This is a genomic window from Paraburkholderia caffeinilytica, from assembly GCF_051027425.1.
GTDB lineage: Bacteria > Pseudomonadota > Gammaproteobacteria > Burkholderiales > Burkholderiaceae > Paraburkholderia > Paraburkholderia caffeinilytica_A.
This window is the reverse complement of sequence record NZ_CP186552.1, coordinates 1,047,705-1,063,947: the sequence shown is the minus strand read 5'-3', so window position 1 is coordinate 1,063,947 and position 16,243 is coordinate 1,047,705. Positions and strand designations below refer to the sequence as shown.

Genomic DNA, 16,243 nt, shown 5'->3' with positions numbered 1-16,243 from the left:
CGGCTGCGAATTCAGCCCGTCAGGACGGACTGTCGCGCCCACGTATACCCGATGCGCGGACGCTTCCTTAATCCAGTGGCATTAAGTAATATCGAAACGTACCCGATGACCTGCGGATGGTCAGGCACAACGCCACGCCCCCTCTCCCTGCGCAGCAGTTCCGGCACCTTGGTCACCATGCAGCCACCCATGAAATTAGCGCAGTCAATGCTCGCGCAGTTGCAACTGGACGGCACCAGGGAACGGGCCGCCCGATGAGCCAGTTCCGCTTCTCCGACCAGCGCGAAGCCAAACCCCGTCGCGATCCTGCCGTGTCGCGCCGGCGCGCCTTGCTCGCCATTCCGGCGCTCGGCGTGCTGGTGCTGATCCTGCTTTGGACCGTGATCTTCGCGCGTCTGTCGGTTGAGAAAGAAGCCACGAATCGCGAGGCGATGGCCTCTGCTGCGATTCTCTCCGCGGCGCTGGAGCAGCATACGGTCAAGGCGATTCACCAGGTCGACCAGATCACCCGCTTCGTCAAATACGAATTCGAGAAAACGCCGAATCGTTTCGATCTCGCCAGCACGGTCGAAAAAGGTGTGGTGCAAAGCGATACGCTGGTGCAGGTGTCGCTGATCGACGAGCACGGCAAGCTGATCGCGAACACGGCCGAACTCAATCCCAAGCACATCGACCTATCGGACCGCGAACACTTCAAGGTCCACGAACACGAAAACGACGACCAGTTGTATATCAGCAAGCCGGTGCTCGGCCGCATCTCCGGCCACTGGACCTTGCAGATGACGCGGCGTCTGAATCATCCCGATGGCTCGTTCGCGGGCGTCGTGGTGGTCTCCGAAGATCCGAGCTATTTCACCAGCGACTTCTACAACAACGCGGCCATTGGCCGTGAAGGCGTGATCGCGGTGATCTCGGACAACGGCACGGTATTGGCGCGCCGCACCGGCAGCGCCGACAGCGCCAACGGCTCGTTCTCGGCGAGCGGCTCGTATCCGACTTCGGAACATGTGTCAGGCACTTACGTCGATTCGATCGACAACGTCACGCGCATCGTCTCGTACCGGCATATCGACGGTTATCCGCTCGGCGTGCTGGTGGGTCTGTCGCAAGCCGAAGAATTCGCCGACTACAACCACACGCGCAACGTTTATCTGCTGATGGCGGGCTTCATCTCGCTCGCGATGCTGAGCTTCTTCGCGGTGGCCACCGGATTGATCGGCAAGCTGCTCGGACGCGAGCGCGAGATGACACATCTGGTCGAATACGATCTGCTGACCGGCCTGCGCAATCGCTATGCGACGCTGCAAACACTGCGGCACGACGTGGCGCAGCCGTCCAATCTCGGGCGACTCGCGATTCTCTTCATCGACCTCGACAACTTCAAGACCGTCAACGACACGCTCGGCCACAACGCCGGCGACATCGTGCTGCAAATGACGGCTTCGCGTCTCGCCACCGCGGTCGGCGACGGCGGCGCGTTGAGCCGCATCGGCGGCGACGAGTTCGTCGTGGTGATCAAGGGCGACGACGTCGAGAAGCGCGCGGTCACACTCGCCGAGGCGGCGGCCGAAGCGTTCGCCAAGCCTTTCGAAGTGCGCGGCAGCTCGTTCGTGCTGCATGCGAGCATCGGCATTGCGCTCTACTCGGTCGCCAACGAGAGCGAGATCGACCTGCTGAAGAAAGCCGACCTCGCCATGTACAGCGCGAAAGACGCGGGCAAGAACTGCTACCAGTTCTATTCGCCGCAGTTGTCGCACCGCGCGGACCATCTGATGAAGTGGGAACAGCAACTGCGCGTCGCACTTGCCGAAGGCCAGCTGTTTCTCGCCTATCAGCCGAAGATCGACCTGACGCGCCGCTGCATCACCGGTTTCGAAGCGCTGGTTCGCTGGAATCATCCGCAACACGGCCTGATTCCAGCGAACGAATTCATTCCGGTTGCCGAATCGACCGGTCTGATCGTGCCGATCGGCGACTTCGTGATCGAGACCGCGTGCCGCCAGTTGGCGTTGTGGCAGCAGCAGGGCTACGACACGCTCTCGCTCGCGGTAAACATCTCCGCGGTGCAGTTCTGGCGCGGCGATCTGTACGAAACCGTCTCGCATGCGATCGAGGAAAGCGGTATCTCCGCGCGCCGCCTCGAGCTCGAAATCACCGAGACGGCGATGATGGAATACCCCGAACTCGTCTCGGAGAAGATCTTCGCGTTGAAGCGCCTGGGCGTGCGTATCGCGCTCGACGACTTCGGCACAGGCTATTCGTCGCTCTCGTATCTGAACCGCTTCTCGGTCGACACGCTGAAGGTGGACCGTTCGTTCGTCCAGGCGATTCCCGGCGACCGCAGTGTTTGCGTGATGGTCACCGCGATTGTCAATCTGGCGCGCTCGCTCGGACTCACGGTCGTGGTCGAAGGTACGGAGACCGAAGAGCAGATTGCGTGGCTCGCCGCGCTCGGTCATATCGAGGCGCAGGGTTTCCTGTTCTCGCGGCCCGTGCCGGTCGACGCGATTCCGGCGTTGCTCGAACGCTTCGGCGTATGCGGCATGAAGAGTCACCGCCCCGTGCATGAAACCGATAGCACCAGTAGCGTGTCCAGCACCAATAGCTGAACGCGCTCTGGTGGTGCCGCGCCTGTGCGTTCCAGGCGCGCCGCATACAGTCACGAGGCGTATAAGCGGCGCCTCTCGCTTATCCAACCGCAGCACAGCAAAACCAGCTACATTCACGCTGTAATGCGTCACAACGCGATGCCGGCTACCGGCCGCGCAAACACCACACAACGATGATCCCAAAGGGCGGGCCGCCGGCGTACCGGGGCCCGCGGCGCCATGCAGACGATCACGAGCCAGAATGCCGCCAGACGAGGCGAACGAGAACCGCTATGGACGCTGTTCCGGGTCGTATTCGGCCTGTCGGCGCTATCGTGGGGCGGCCTTGCGCTAATGGCGCAACTTGAAAACCACTACGTAGAACGCGAGGGGCGGCTTTCGCGTGTCGCATTTTCGGATCTGATCGCGCTTGCCTGGATGGTGCCCGGACCGGTGGGCTGCAATGTCGCCGTGCAACTCGGGCATGCGCTGCGCGGACGCGCCGGTGCGTGGGTGGCGGGCATCGCGAGCGTGCTGCCCTTTTTCACGCTGATGACGCTGTTCGCGATTTTCTATCGCACGCCGCTCGTGCGCGCCGCTGCTTCCCAAACCTTACTCAATCACTTTAGCGTCGTGCTGGCTACGCTGATCGCAATCACCTGGTACAAACAGACGCGCGCGCTGGTACGCGGCAAGCTCGAATGGATCGCGGCGGTGCTGGGTTGCATCGCGCTCTTCTATGCACGCAGTCCCGCGGCCTATGTCGTGATGCTCGGCTCGGCTTTCGGCACCGGCTGGCTGGTCAGTCCGGTGCGCAATACGCGCGTCGTCGTGTCGCTCGGTCGCGGCGACTGGCAACTGCTAGGCGGCTTGTGCGTGTTGCTGGTGTTGTTCGCGCTGCCGTTGCCGCATCGTTACGAACTGGCACTGCTGTGGCCGCGACTGGCCGGCGCGGGCATGACTTTGTTCGGCGGTGGCTTCTCGGCGTTACCTGTGCTCAAGACGCTGTTCGTGACGCCGGCGATCGGTGTATCGGATAACGACTTCACCCTGGCGTTTTCGCTATCCCCCTTGTCGCCCGGCCCCCTGTTGAATGTGGTGCCGTTCTTCGGCTATCTGGTGGATGGCTGGATCGGCGCGCTGATTGCCACGCTCGCGCTTTTTGTGCCGTCGGGTTGCCTGGTGGTGCTGGCGCAGCGGCATCTGCATCAGTTGAAGGCCAATCCGCGTTTCGAGCATGGCATGCGGATTTTGCGCGCAGTCACCACGGCGTTTCTCGCGGTGGCCGTACTGCGCATTGCCGGGCATGTGCCGTTCAAACCGGTGTACCTGGTGACCGCGCTGTTCTCCGGCATGTGCTTCGCCAAGCTCAAGACGCCGGTCTATGTGGTGTACGGAACGGTGGCGATCGTGTGCGGGCTGTGGCTCGCCTACGGCGCCATGCCGTAGGCGGTATCGTGGCCCGCGCTCGATGGCCGGACCTTCAAACGCGCTTCATCGCTTCAGAGCCGCCGTTCACGGCCCGCTGTAAAACCAGGTGTCAGAACCCGCGCGAAAGCACCGCTACACCGACCGTCACCACGCCAAGTACGATATTGATCAGCACCAGACGCCGGATCGTGCCGACTGCCTGCGCGCCGTCCGGCCATTTCTGCGCCTGAACAGCACGGCGAATGCGCGGGAACACCGCGAAACGAATGTGCCCGAAGATCAGCATCATCACAATGCCGAGGCCGGCCATGGCATGCAGGGGCCACGTGGCGTGACCGCCGCCGAATTGCATCAGCAGGAAACCGCCGGTCAGGAGAATCACCAGCACTGCAGCCGCGACCCAATTGAAGAAACGTCCGAACACCGATTCCCACAAGGGCAAGCGCAGTTGCGGCGAAAGGTCGGCAATGGCCGGCCGCAGACAGAAATGCGCGAATATCATCCCACCTACCCACACAGCGACCGCAAGCAGATGTAGAAACAGCGCGAGTTCGATAGCTTTGTTCATGTTGTTTTCCTCTCCCGACGACGCCACACCGCTTATTACGAGTGATATTAGCAGCGGCTATTGAGCGCATTCGACCGCGCACTATACGCGCAGTTCCATGGCTTGGCGGCGTCTTAACATTCTTTGTAGTTGTTATTGCAGCGCGCCCGATATCGCGACGGCGTTGCACCCCGAATTTTTTGTGATGCACGGCGCGCGCTTCATCTGCGAATGACGCGCGCGCCGTGTTGCTACGCTTTCCTGCTTCAGACAACTTCCGACTGCTTCGTTATGCTGCGTTCCAATAGCGTTTTTATGGCGTCTTTGTGGCGCTCTTAAGCCGCCACCGGACGCATGCCGTCGAGCTTCATCTTGCTCTCAGGCGCACGCCCCTTGCGCGCCCGCTTGCCGACGTGCGGCGTGAGCGTAGCCCCGCTCAGCTTCTCTTCGTCGACACGGCCACCGCGGCGCGTGCCGATCAACACCACGCCCGCCTTGTTGATGGACAGCGCCTGCACCAGGGTTTCGTTGTCGTCGAGCGCCATCAGCGTGACGCCACGGCCGCCGCCCGAAAGCGTCTTCATCTCGTCGAGACCGAACACCAGCAGGCGGCCCCCCGAAGACAGACACGCGATATGCGTTGCATCCGGCAGCATCGGCATCGGTGCGAGCGGCGTGGTGCCGGCGTCGATCGTCATGAACGACTTGCCGGCCTTCACGCGGCTCACCATGTCGCCGACCTTGGCGACAAAGCCGAAGCCGTTGCTCGACGCAAGCAGCAAGGCCTGATCCGCGGACGCCGCGTAGTAATGCATCAAGTGGCTGCCCGATTCGAGCTCGATCAACGACGTAACCGGCACACCGTCACCTCGCCCACCCGGCAGCATCGCCACCGCCACCGAATAAACGCGGCCATTGCTGCCCCACGCGACCAGCGTGTCCGGTGTGCGGCACTGGAACGCCGCATAGAGTCCGTCGCCGGCCTTGAACGTGAAGCCGGCCACATCCAGACCGTGGCCCTTCAGCGCGCGCACCCAGCCCTTCTGCGACACCACCACGGTCACCGGCTCGTCGACCACGCGTGCTTCGAACGTAGCGCGCTTTTCCTGCTGGATCAGCGTGCGGCGCTCGTCGCCGTATTGCTTCGCATCGCCTTCGATTTCCTTGATGAGCAGACGCTTCATCGCCGATTCGCTGCCGAGCAGTTCTTCGAGCTTGGCCTTCTCGTCGCGCAGTTCGGACAGTTCCTTCTCGATCTTGATCTTCTCGAGCCGCGCCAACTGACGCAAGCGGATTTCGAGAATGTCTTCGGTCTGCCGGTCCGACAAGCCGAATGCGGCCATCAGCGCGGCCTTCGGCTCATCCGATTCGCGAATGATGCGGATGACTTCGTCGATATTCAAAAAGACGATCATCCGGCCTTCAAGAATATGAATCCGGTCGTCGACCTTGCTCAACCGATGACGCGTGCGGCGCGTCACCGTCGCGAAGCGGAACGCGATCCACTCGTGGATGATCTCGCTCAAGCCCTTCTGACGCGGCCGGCCATCGCCGCCCACCATCACCATATTAAGCGACGCGTTCGATTCGAGGCTCGTATGCGCGAGCAACGTGTTGACGAAATCAGTCTGGTCAATGCGGCTCGACTTCGGCTCGAACACGAGACGCACCGGCGAGTCGCGGCCCGATTCGTCGCGCACCGCGTCGAGCAACGCGAGCATGGTCTGCTTGGTCTGCAACTGTTCGGGCGTGAGCGCCTTCTTGCCGAGCTTGATCTTCGGGTTGGTCTGCTCTTCGATTTCTTCGAGCACCTTCTGCGCAGCCGTGTTCGGCGGCAGTTCGGTGATCACGAGCTGCCACTGACCGCGCGCGAGCTCTTCGATCTTCCAGCGAGCGCGCACTTTCAGGCTGCCACGGCCGCTTTCATAGGCCGCGGAAATCTCGGCGTCGCTCGAAATGATCTGGCCGCCGCCCGGGAAGTCCGGCCCGATGACGTGCTGCATCAACTCCGCGTGCCCGATCTTCGGATTACGGATCATCGCCACCGCAGCCGCTGCGACTTCGCGCAGATTGTGCGACGGGATTTCCGTGGCGAGACCCACCGCAATGCCGGACGCGCCGTTCAGCAGCACGAACGGCAAGCGCGCGGGCAACAGCCTCGGCTCCTCGAACTCGCCGTCGTAGTTCTTCATGAAGTCGACCGTGCCCTGGTCGATCTCGTCGAGCAGCAGCTTCGCGATCGGCGTCAGGCGCGCTTCGGTGTAGCGCATGGCCGCTGCGCCGTCGCCGTCGCGCGAACCGAAGTTGCCCTGGCCGTCGATCAGCGGATAGCGCATCGAAAAGTCTTGCGCGAGACGCACCAGTGCGTCGTACGCCGACTGGTCGCCGTGCGGGTGATACTTACCCAGCACGTCGCCGACCACGCGCGCCGACTTGACGGGCTTGGCGTTGTCGCCGAGGCCCATGTCGTTCATGGCGAACAGGATGCGGCGTTGTACCGGCTTCTGGCCATCGCACACGTCTGGCAGCGCGCGCCCCTTGACCACGCTCACCGCGTAGTCGAGGTACTGGCGTTCCGCATAGTTGCCGAGCGTCAGGAAGTCGCCTTCCGGGGGCGGCGGCTCGGTGAAAAGGTCGAGAGTGTTATCGTCGTCCATCTAGATTCCGTATCCGTGTTTGGCGTGAAGTTTCGTGCAAACCATGAGCGCTTTAGAAAACGCTCAGATATCCGCTTCCACTTCGTTGCCCTTTTCTTCCAGCCAGTTGCGCCGCGACGCCGCTTCGCCCTTGCCCATCAGCATCGTCATACGCGCCACCGTGGCGTCGTAGTCGAGTTCGCCGAGCGCCACCGGCGTCAGGCGCCGCGTGTCGGGGTTCATCGTGGTGTCCCACAACTGCTCCGCGCTCATTTCGCCGAGGCCTTTGAAGCGGCTGATGGACCATTGCGTATCGCGTACGCCGTCTTTGCGCAGCTTGTCGAGGATCGCTTCGAGTTCGCCTTCATCAAGTGCATAGAGCTTCTGCGCCGGCTTCTTGCCGCGCGCGGGCGCATCGACCCGGAACAGCGGCGGACGCGCCACGCACACATGCCCGCGCTCGATCAACTGCGGGAAATGCTTGAAGAACAGCGTGAGCAGGAGAACCTGAATGTGCGAACCGTCGACGTCAGCGTCCGACAGAATGCAGATCTTGCCGTAACGCAGATTCGACAGATCGACCTTGTCGTCCGGGTTGTGCGGATCGACGCCGATCGCCACCGAGATATCGTGCACTTCGTTATTGGCAAACAGCCGGTCGCGCTCGGTTTCCCACGTGTTCAGCACCTTGCCGCGCAGCGGCAGGATCGCCTGGTATTCCTTGTCGCGGCCCATTTTCGCCGAGCCGCCCGCCGAATCGCCCTCGACGAGGAACAGTTCGTTGCGGCCGATTTCCGTCGATTCGCAATCGGTCAGCTTGCCCGGCAGAACGGCCACGCCCGAGCTCTTGCGCTTCTCGACCTTCTGGCCGGCACGGGTGCGCGCCTGGGCCTGTTTGATGACGAGGTCGGCGAGTTTCTTGCCGTGCTCGACGTGCTGGTTCAGCCACAGCTCCAACGCCGGCCGCGAGAACGACGACACCAGCTTCACCGCATCGCGGCTATTCAGGCGCTCCTTGATCTGCCCTTGGAATTGCGGATCGAGCACCTTCGCCGACAGCACGAACGACACGCGTGCGAACACGTCTTCCGCCAGCAGCTTCACGCCCTTCGGCTGCAGGTTGTGCAACTCGACAAAGCTCTTCACCGCCTGGTAGAGACCGTCACGCAAACCGGACTCGTGCGTGCCGCCCGCAGGCGTCGGAATCAGGTTGACGTACGACTCGCGCATGAGCGTGCCTTCTTCGCTCCACGCGACGACCCACGACGCGCCCTCGCCTTCAGCAAACGTCTCTTCGCTGGCGCGCGAGTTTTCGACATAACGCTCGCCTTCGAACAGCGGAATCAGCAGATCGCTGCCGTTCATGCCTTCGAGCAGATAACCGCGCAGACCGTCTTCGTATTTCCAGGTTTGCGTTTCGCCGGTTTTCTCGTTGACCAGCGTAACTTCGACGCCCGGCAACAGCACCGCTTTCGAGCGCAGCAGACGCTGCAGTTCGCCGAGCGGCAGATTCGGCGAATCGAAGTATTTCGGATTGGCCCACGCGGTGACACGCGTGCCGGACTTCTTGTCGCCTTTGGCCGCGGGACGGACTTCGAGTTGTTTGGCGACGTCGCCGTTGGCGAAACTCAGATCGGCGATTTTGCCGTCGCGCCACACGGTGACGTCGAGGCGGGTAGACAGCGCGTTGGTGACCGACACGCCGACGCCGTGCAGGCCGCCCGAGAACGTGTAGGCGCCGCCGGCGGCTTTATCGAACTTGCCGCCCGCGTGCAGGCGCGTGAAAACGATTTCGACGACCGGCACGCCTTCGTCCGGATGCAGGCCGAACGGAATGCCGCGGCCGTCGTCTTCGACCGAGACCGAATGGTCGGCATGCAGCGTGACGGTGATTTGCCGGCCGAAGCCGCCAAGGGCCTCGTCCGACGCGTTGTCGATAACTTCCTGAATGATGTGCAGCGGATTTTCGGTGCGGGTGTACATCCCGGGCCGTTGCTTGACCGGCTCCAGGCCCTTCAACACCTTGATCGACGCTTCGCTATACGCGGCGTTTGGCTTTTTCGTAGACATGGTTAACTCGGGTGCGTCGGTTCATCGTTGTCCACAGGTCCTGTTCATAAGTCCGTGGACAATGCGTTGAGTTTTCAAAAAAAGCGAAACGAAACAACGGGGTTAGGTAGAGTGCTCGCAGTGCGGGCACTCTGTTTTATCGCCTGGCTTCTCACGGGCGTGCTCGACGGCGGCTCGATGCGGACTCTACAGCCCGCAACGGCCCGCCGGTGCGAACGCCGGGGAAGCCTGTTCGCGGGGTATTTTACTGATTTCGATACAGGCGGCAATTCACGCGGTGCGGGATTGGCCGTTTGGATAAGGGGCGGCGTACCGCTTCGGCCAATTATGCGACCGCGATAAGACCGCTGCGGGACCGTGAAAAAACTACGACGGCGCCGCTGCGCAGCCGCAGCGCCTGTCCTCTGCATGAATCTCTGCATCAATTCGGCGCGACCTCGGATCACGCCGTCCCCGCACATTACTTGCGCTTGTTTTCCAGCTCGTCCCAGCGTTCCAGCGCAATCAGCAGTTCCTCGTCGATCGCGGCGTAGCGCTCGGTCAGACGCGTGCCTTCCTGAGCGTCTTTCGCGAACACCGAACCATCTTCGAGTTGGGCGCCGATGGTTTTCTGCTCGGCTTCGAGTGCGGCAATTTTCGCCGGCAACGCCTCGAGTTCGCGCTGATCCTTGAACGACAGCTTGGCCGCGCGCTGCGTATTGCGGCCCGCGCCGCTTGCGCCGCTGTCTTTCGACGCCACTTCTTTAGCCGCTTCTTTCTGCGCGTCCTGCGCCATCTGTTGCGAGCGGTCGCGCTGAATCTGCCAGTCAGTAAAGCCGCCGACGTATTCGCGCCACTTGCCGCCGCCTTCCGACGCGATCACCGAAGTCGCGACGTTATCCAGAAACGCCCGATCGTGGCTGACCAGCAGCACGGTGCCGTCGTATTCGGTGAGCAGTTCTTCGAGCAGTTCGAGCGTCGGGATGTCGAGGTCGTTGGTCGGTTCGTCGAGCACCAGCACGTTGGCCGGCCGCGCGAACAGACGCGCCAGCAGCAGGCGATTGCGCTCGCCGCCCGACAGCGACTTGACGGGCGACCGCGCACGTTCCGGCGCGAACAGGAAGTCGCCGAGATAGCTCATGACGTGCTTCTTCTGGCCGTTGACTTCGACCCATTCGCTACCCGGGCTGATCGTGTCGGCCAAGCTCTTGTCCAGATCGAGCTGCGCGCGCATCTGGTCGAAGTAGGCGACCTGCAGATTGGTGCCGACGCGCACCGTGCCTTCGTCCGGCGGCAATTCGCCGAGGATCATCTTCAGCAGCGTGGTCTTGCCCGCACCGTTCGGACCGACGAAGCCGATCTTGTCGCCGCGCATTACCGTGGCCGTGAAGTTGTCCACCACCGTGCGCGAACCGTAGCGCTTGGTGACGTCGGTCAGTTCGGCGACGATCTTGCCGGACTTCTCGCCCTGACCCACGTCGAGCTTCACGTTGCCTTGCACGTTGCGGCGCTCGGCGCGCTCATTGCGCATCTGCACGAGCCGCGCGATCCGGCCGACGCTGCGCGTACGGCGCGCTTCCACGCCCTTACGAATCCACACTTCTTCCTGCGCCAGCAGCTTGTCGAACTTGGCTGCTTCGACCTGCTCGACTTCGAGCTGCTGCGCCTTCCTGGTCTGATAGGCGCTGAAATTGCCCGGATACGACAGCAGACGCCCGCGATCCAGTTCGACGATACGCGTGGCGACACGGTCGAGAAACGCGCGGTCGTGGGTAATGAAGAGCAGACCCGCGCGCAACGAGACCAGCAACTCCTCAAGCCAACGGATACCGTCGAAGTCGAGGTGGTTGGTCGGCTCGTCGAGCAGCAGCACGTCTGGCTGCACGACCAGCGCGCGCGCCAGCGCAACGCGCTTTTGCATCCCGCCCGACAGCGAACCGACCCGCGCCTCGCCATTCAGACCGATCTGCTGCAGCGTGGTGGCTACGCGCGTGCTCCAGTTCCAGGCGTCCGAATGGTCGAGCGCCGATTGCAGCGTGTTCATGCGCGACATCAGCGCGTCGTGCTCTGCGCCCTCCGGTTCGTCGGCGAGCTGATTGGCGACCGCGTCGTATTGATCCAGCAGTTCGCGAGCGTGGGTCAGGCCGGCAGCGACCGCTTCGAACACCGTGTCGTCCGTATCGAACTCCGGTTCCTGCGGCACGTAGACCGAAGTCAGGCCCTGTTGACGCGTGACGAGGCCGTCGTCGGGCTTGGCCAGATCGGCGACGATTTTCAGCAGCGACGACTTGCCCGCGCCGTTACGGCCGATCAGCCCAACGCGCTCGCCCGCTTCGAGAGAGAAATCCGCGTGATCGAGCAACGCGACGTGACCGAACGCCAGTTGGGCCCCGGTAATGGTGTAAAGCGACATGGAGAATTGGAGAAGACAGCGATGAGTCGGAACTGCTCATTGTACCGGGCGCGCGGGCGGGTGCCTGTATGCCGGAAGAGATAGGCCGAATGACCGGCTTGCAAAATGGGGATGAACCGTACGCAAGCCCGATGCGGACCGGATCCGGCTGGGTTCAATCCCGGCGCAAGCCAGGATACAAAAACGGAAAAACGCGGCCGGACGGCGCTCGCGCACCTCCAGCCGTCTCACCCGTCAGGTTACTTCACGTGCACCGTGATGGTTTTGCTCATCTCCGGCCCATACGAGCGATGCGCGCCGTCGCCGAATTGCAGCGTCAGCGTATGGTCGCCCGGAGGCAGCGTCAGATCGGTTTCGGTCTGGCCCTTGCCGAAGTGGAGCGATTTGTCGGTGGCGGGAATCACTTCGCCCTTGGGCAGCGGTTGGCCGTCGATCAGCAGATGATGATGGCCCGTGCCTTCCGTCATCGTGCCCGCCGGCGCGATCTTCATACCGTCGACGCCGAACACCACGTGCACCGGATTGGTGACGGTCGCGCCGTCCGCCGGCTGCACGAAAGACACGCCAGCGGCCTGTGCCGCGCCGGATAAGGCGAGCAACCCGGCCAGCACCGTACCGGCCAGCCATTTGTTTTTAATCATCTTTTTTCTCCTTGTTGGGAAACGAGAGCCATGCGGGGACATGCAAGGGCAACCGCGGCGCCAGCTTGCTGAGGCGGATCGTCGCAATGCATGCCAGACGCTCGGCGCGCCTGTCCAAAAGATTAGCTGCGGATCCGAGCATACACGGTGTGTATGACGAGATCCGTCACGCGGGCCCGGACATGTCTCAGACGCTTTGCGGCGATGCCGCATGGGTAAATAACGGTCCAACAGACAATTTCCGGTAATATTGCGGGTCGCCGCCATGCCCAAAAAAGGGGCAGACTGGGCGGATCAATGCACCGAACCAAAGAAGAGTACGTCGTGAGCGAAGTAATTGAACTGATTGAATATAAGAGCTGGGTCTGCCTGATTTGCGGCTGGATCTACAACGAAGAAGAAGGCCTTCCCGAAGAAGGTATCGCCCCGGGCACGCGCTTCGCCGCGATTCCGGACGACTGGCGCTGCCCGCTGTGCGATGTAGGCAAGCCGGAGTTTGCGGTGGTGGAATTCTGAGTGAGCTTGACTGAGCCGGGGTGCGCTGCCTGATGTAATTCGGTAGTGCGCCGGTGGTTCGCGCGGCCCAGCGGGTGATGCCTGCTGGGCCGTTTGCTTTGTGGGACGGGCTTTGCAAGGTATGGACTAACAGGGCAAATCGTCGCTCATTCACGGCGCTATCGCTTGTAGTTGGCTATCACGGCGCGTATCGCCGGTTCATTCATGTTTGCGCGTGTCACCGTCACCACGTCGACAAATATCTTTGGACGAGGCGAATGGCCCTGCAGAGCGGCGACCAGCGTCTCGACCGCCTGATAGCCCATACGGTAGGGGTCCTGCACAATATCCGCGTAGATCACGCCGCGTTCAAGCGCATGCAGAAATTCCGGGCGCCAATCGAACACGACCAGACGAGGACGCGTACTGACGGGCATCTCTCCGACGACATGCAAGGCGCCATAGGCTACCGTCTCGTTCGGAGCAAAGACCGCGTCGAGGCGTCCTACATCACCGGACAGGGCCTTGCGCACCTGTGCTTCGGTCTCGCGAAACTGGTACCCGACATAGGGTGCGATGACCACGGTCCATTCCATTTCACGTGCGACGGCCAAAAAACCCTCTTCACGCGCGGTCGTCGAACTGATATTCGGCGCGAGTCTCAGCACTGCAACTCTGGCGCCCTTGTGCAGAACGTGCACCAGACTCAGGGCCGCCGTTCTACCCGCCGCGAAATTGTCGGTGCTGACAGTGGAAATCGCGTTGTAATCAGTGCTGCTGCGGTCGACGAATACCGTGGGAACCGCGATCGGGATCGGCGTCGCTACATCTTGCAGTGGCTCGGGGGCCAACACGATTCCCGCTACGCCGCTCTTCAACATGTAGTCAATCATTTTCAACTGGATATTGGGCTGTGCGCCGAGTGACGATCCGTCGGAAGGACTGCGCATTACCAGTTCGACATGGAGATCGTCAGCGGCACGGTGCATGCCCTTACTCATCGGCCCCCAGAAATTCAGGCTCGTGCCAGCGAGTACCACGCCGATCTGTGTGGCGGACGCCGCGTGGGCTGCTCCCGCCAACGCAGTAACCATTACAAGAAATAAAAGTGCTCTGCGCATTGAGTATTGCTGTGGTACTGAAGATGGGGTTCTGCTCGCACGCAGCGCGGCTCAAGGGGTCGCCATTGATTCAGCTCGTGTCATCGTGGGGTCTCCCGGATGACTCGCCCCAAGCATTGGGAAATTAGTGGCGCCCGATGGATGTGTCAACGCATTTCGTTTTGGACGTTTTTGCTATACTCTGCCCTCGCTTGCGTACCTGGGCACGTTAGCGACTGCCTGCTGGCAGGATTGAAGCCGTGTTCTACCCCGTTCTGAAACTGTAGCCGTGTGAGATCACTTGTCAGTGCTACAGGGTGATTTGTAGCAAAAGTGTAGTAGAGGCTGCTATAAACTGGGGTTCACAGGCTTGCGCGGCGCTTCATTTAGGAAGAAGCGGAAATGCCGGAAACGCCCACGGGATAAAGTCGGTACCAACAGCAGCAAGGTTCGGGGCGTCCCACCGAAATTATCCATCTCCCCGTAGTTCAATGGATAGAACAAGTGCCTCCTAAGCGCTAGATACAGGTTCGATTCCTGTCGGGGGGACCAACCAGCAGCATCCAGACACCTCAAAAAGCCCCGCCCGGCGTTGCCTTGCGGGGCTTTTTTGCAGCCATCATTGCCCGCGTTTGCAGACTACAACGGGCGGCTGGATACAAGACAGCCAAACCCAACTCCCCCTCCGCCTGTCATGCCAACCGCCCCACCTGATCGCATCCGCAAAATCCATGCGACATACAAAACCACATCACCCACCGCCACCTAAAGTATTCCCCGCCAACGCCGAAAATCAGGCATGGAAAACGACGACCGCCTCCGCCCTGGCCACCCTCTATATGAAGAAGCGATGGCCCTCGAATTGACCGTGCGCACCCTGCGCCACGCACAAGGCAAGAAGAATCCAGAAGACGTCCTCTATGCCTCACCCGAGTGGAACGTTATCAGCGAGGAGTTCGTGCGCGACCTCTACCGGGCAATGGGTGGCAATCCGGCCGAACTGCCTTGATCGACCTCGGGACAGTGCAGCCATCGCAGCACAAACCGCGCTCAGCCCATCACGCAGGCCGCTTCGGAATATCCAGCCCTCTCACCACCGCCGGACGCGCAACGAACGCAGCCAGCACCCGCTTCACATTCGGAAAGTCGTCGATCCCGACCAGGTCCCCGGCTTCGTAGAAACCGACCAGATTTCGCACCCACGGAAAGGTCACGATATCGGCGATCGAGTATGCATCGCCCAGAATCCAGTCGCGTCCTTCGAGCTGCTGTTCCAGCACCCCGAGCAGCCGCTTCGACTCGGCGACGTAACGGTCACGCGGCCGTTTATCTTCGTATTCCTTGCCGGCGAACTTGTGGAAGAAGCCCACCTGGCCGAACATCGGGCCGATGCCGCCCATCTGGAACATCACCCACTGAATCGCTTCATAACGGCCGGCGGCATCCTGTGGAATAAATTTGCCCGCCTTGTCCGCCAGGTAAATCAGAATCGCACCGGATTCGAACAGCGGCAGCGGTTTACCGCCCGGGCCGTTCGGATCGATGATCGCCGGAATCTTGTTGTTCGGATTCAGCGACAAAAACTCCGCGGACATCTGATCGTTTGTATCGAAGCGCACGAGGTGCGGCTCATACGGCAAACCGGTCTCTTCGAGCATGATCGACACCTTCACGCCATTGGGTGTCGGCAGCGAATACAGCTGAATCCGGTCCGGATGCTCGGCAGGCCATTTTTTCGTGATCGGAAAGGCGGAGAGATCGGTCATGGTGATGGTGTAATCCTTGTGCGAGAGCTGCGGCTGGAATTGGGAGTCGGGAATCGTCGATCGGCCACAAGACCGAAAGGGAGATCCGACCACGCGACCGCCAAATATAAACCGACTCAGCACAATGCGTACGAGCCCGCCCCAAGGGGAACCGCCTCAAAACATCCCAGCGCGGACGAGGTCATGCAACGCTCGTCCCGCCCGCACAATCGCCTGAACGAACGCGCAATCACCTGATCGAACGCTCAATCGTTCCGGCACACACAACCGCCTCAGGCACCAAGGCTCACCACAGGTCCTTGGTCGCCGTACCGGCGCGCAGGTTATACCCTTCGCGCCACAAAGCCGCGCCGACTGTCAGCAGCAGCGTCTTCTGCTCGCCGTCGAGCAGGTCCCACGCCACCGCCAGCCAACTGGCGAAACTCGCACAGGTGGTTTCGAGGTCGACGGGCGCTTTGCCCTCCAGGTACTGCCGTTCGAACATCGAAAGCACTTTTTCGGGTGTCATGGGCGCCTCCTCGCTGTTGGATGCGCCAAGTCTAAAGGCGGCACCCGGCGCGCGGAACGTCTCCCGTGC

At 61.6% G+C, this 16,243-nt stretch carries 12 protein-coding genes and 1 tRNA gene; 5 read left to right on the top strand and 8 right to left on the bottom strand.

The features are described 5' to 3' along the window. Positions 1-254 precede the first annotated feature (254 nt). Positions 255-2,609 carry a bifunctional diguanylate cyclase/phosphodiesterase gene (locus tag ACOSV0_RS04635; protein ID WP_434109040.1) on the top strand — a complete coding sequence of 785 codons (2,355 nt, stop codon included), beginning with the start codon at positions 255-257 and terminating at the stop codon, positions 2,607-2,609. Positions 2,610-2,828: 219 nt separating this feature from the next. Further along, positions 2,829-4,037 carry a chromate transporter gene (locus ACOSV0_RS04630; protein WP_434109038.1) on the top strand — a complete coding sequence of 403 codons (1,209 nt, stop codon included), beginning with the start codon at positions 2,829-2,831 and terminating at the stop codon, positions 4,035-4,037. A 91-nt stretch (positions 4,038-4,128) separates the two neighbouring features. Here the strand turns inward: ACOSV0_RS04630 and ACOSV0_RS04625 are convergent, their stop codons facing one another. The 5 genes from ACOSV0_RS04625 to ACOSV0_RS04605 all read right to left on the bottom strand — a co-directional run bounded on the left by ACOSV0_RS04625 (position 4,129) and on the right by ACOSV0_RS04605 (position 12,305). After that, a complete protein-coding gene (locus ACOSV0_RS04625; protein ID WP_434109037.1) occupies positions 4,129-4,587 on the bottom strand; it encodes a CopD family protein in 459 nt (152 codons plus the stop codon). Positions 4,588-4,901: 314 nt separating this feature from the next. Further along, complete coding sequence (gene parC / locus ACOSV0_RS04620) at positions 4,902-7,223, bottom strand: DNA topoisomerase IV subunit A (protein WP_434109036.1); 2,322 nt, start codon at positions 7,221-7,223, stop codon at positions 4,902-4,904. A 63-nt stretch (positions 7,224-7,286) separates the two neighbouring features. Further along, a complete protein-coding gene (locus ACOSV0_RS04615) occupies positions 7,287-9,272 on the bottom strand; it encodes a DNA topoisomerase IV subunit B (protein WP_434109035.1) in 1,986 nt (661 codons plus the stop codon). Positions 9,273-9,732: 460 nt separating this feature from the next. Further along, a complete protein-coding gene (locus ACOSV0_RS04610; protein WP_434109034.1) occupies positions 9,733-11,664 on the bottom strand; it encodes an ATP-binding cassette domain-containing protein in 1,932 nt (643 codons plus the stop codon). A gap of 239 nt (positions 11,665-11,903) precedes the next feature. Continuing rightward, positions 11,904-12,305, bottom strand: coding sequence for a DUF4399 domain-containing protein (locus ACOSV0_RS04605; RefSeq protein WP_434109032.1), 402 nt, complete (start codon positions 12,303-12,305; stop codon positions 11,904-11,906). Positions 12,306-12,629: 324 nt separating this feature from the next. Here ACOSV0_RS04605 and ACOSV0_RS04600 point away from each other — a divergent pair, with 324 nt between their 5' ends. Next, positions 12,630-12,821: a rubredoxin gene (locus tag ACOSV0_RS04600; protein WP_434109030.1), complete on the top strand. Its 192-nt coding sequence runs from the start codon at positions 12,630-12,632 to the stop codon at positions 12,819-12,821. A gap of 158 nt (positions 12,822-12,979) precedes the next feature. Here ACOSV0_RS04600 and ACOSV0_RS04595 read toward each other — a convergent pair whose 3' ends face one another. Further along, the gene (locus ACOSV0_RS04595) at positions 12,980-13,921 is read right to left on the bottom strand and encodes a substrate-binding domain-containing protein (protein WP_434109028.1); all 942 of its coding nucleotides are present in this window, start codon (positions 13,919-13,921) and stop codon (positions 12,980-12,982) included. 456 nt (positions 13,922-14,377) lie between these two features. Here ACOSV0_RS04595 and ACOSV0_RS04590 point away from each other — a divergent pair. Further along, positions 14,378-14,452: transfer RNA gene (locus ACOSV0_RS04590), tRNA-Arg, on the top strand. 247 nt (positions 14,453-14,699) lie between these two features. Next, the gene (locus ACOSV0_RS04585; protein WP_054035045.1) at positions 14,700-14,909 is read left to right on the top strand and encodes a hypothetical protein; all 210 of its coding nucleotides are present in this window, start codon (positions 14,700-14,702) and stop codon (positions 14,907-14,909) included. Positions 14,910-14,958: 49 nt separating this feature from the next. Here the strand turns inward: ACOSV0_RS04585 and ACOSV0_RS04580 are convergent, their stop codons facing one another. Together ACOSV0_RS04580 and ACOSV0_RS04575 are read right to left on the bottom strand one after the other, a co-directional pair. Next, a complete protein-coding gene (locus ACOSV0_RS04580) occupies positions 14,959-15,666 on the bottom strand; it encodes a glutathione binding-like protein (protein WP_434109026.1) in 708 nt (235 codons plus the stop codon). Positions 15,667-15,952: 286 nt separating this feature from the next. Then, positions 15,953-16,174: a hypothetical protein gene (locus ACOSV0_RS04575; protein ID WP_434109025.1), complete on the bottom strand. Its 222-nt coding sequence runs from the start codon at positions 16,172-16,174 to the stop codon at positions 15,953-15,955. Between the last annotated feature and the right edge of the window lie 69 nt (positions 16,175-16,243).

Coding starts and splice junctions, on each gene's coding strand:
- ACOSV0_RS04625 (WP_434109037.1), bottom strand. CDS start 4,587: ATGAACAAAGCTATCGAACTCGCGCTGTTTCTACATCTGCTTGCGGTC.
- ACOSV0_RS04635 (WP_434109040.1), top strand. CDS start 255: ATGAGCCAGTTCCGCTTCTCCGACCAGCGCGAAGCCAAACCCCGTCGC.
- ACOSV0_RS04585 (WP_054035045.1), top strand. CDS start 14,700: ATGGAAAACGACGACCGCCTCCGCCCTGGCCACCCTCTATATGAAGAA.
- ACOSV0_RS04595 (WP_434109028.1), bottom strand. CDS start 13,921: ATGCGCAGAGCACTTTTATTTCTTGTAATGGTTACTGCGTTGGCGGGA.
- ACOSV0_RS04575 (WP_434109025.1), bottom strand. CDS start 16,174: ATGACACCCGAAAAAGTGCTTTCGATGTTCGAACGGCAGTACCTGGAG.
- ACOSV0_RS04615 (WP_434109035.1), bottom strand. CDS start 9,272: ATGTCTACGAAAAAGCCAAACGCCGCGTATAGCGAAGCGTCGATCAAG.
- ACOSV0_RS04580 (WP_434109026.1), bottom strand. CDS start 15,666: ATGACCGATCTCTCCGCCTTTCCGATCACGAAAAAATGGCCTGCCGAG.
- parC (WP_434109036.1), bottom strand. CDS start 7,223: ATGGACGACGATAACACTCTCGACCTTTTCACCGAGCCGCCGCCCCCG.
- ACOSV0_RS04610 (WP_434109034.1), bottom strand. CDS start 11,664: ATGTCGCTTTACACCATTACCGGGGCCCAACTGGCGTTCGGTCACGTC.
- ACOSV0_RS04630 (WP_434109038.1), top strand. CDS start 2,829: ATGCAGACGATCACGAGCCAGAATGCCGCCAGACGAGGCGAACGAGAA.
- ACOSV0_RS04605 (WP_434109032.1), bottom strand. CDS start 12,305: ATGATTAAAAACAAATGGCTGGCCGGTACGGTGCTGGCCGGGTTGCTC.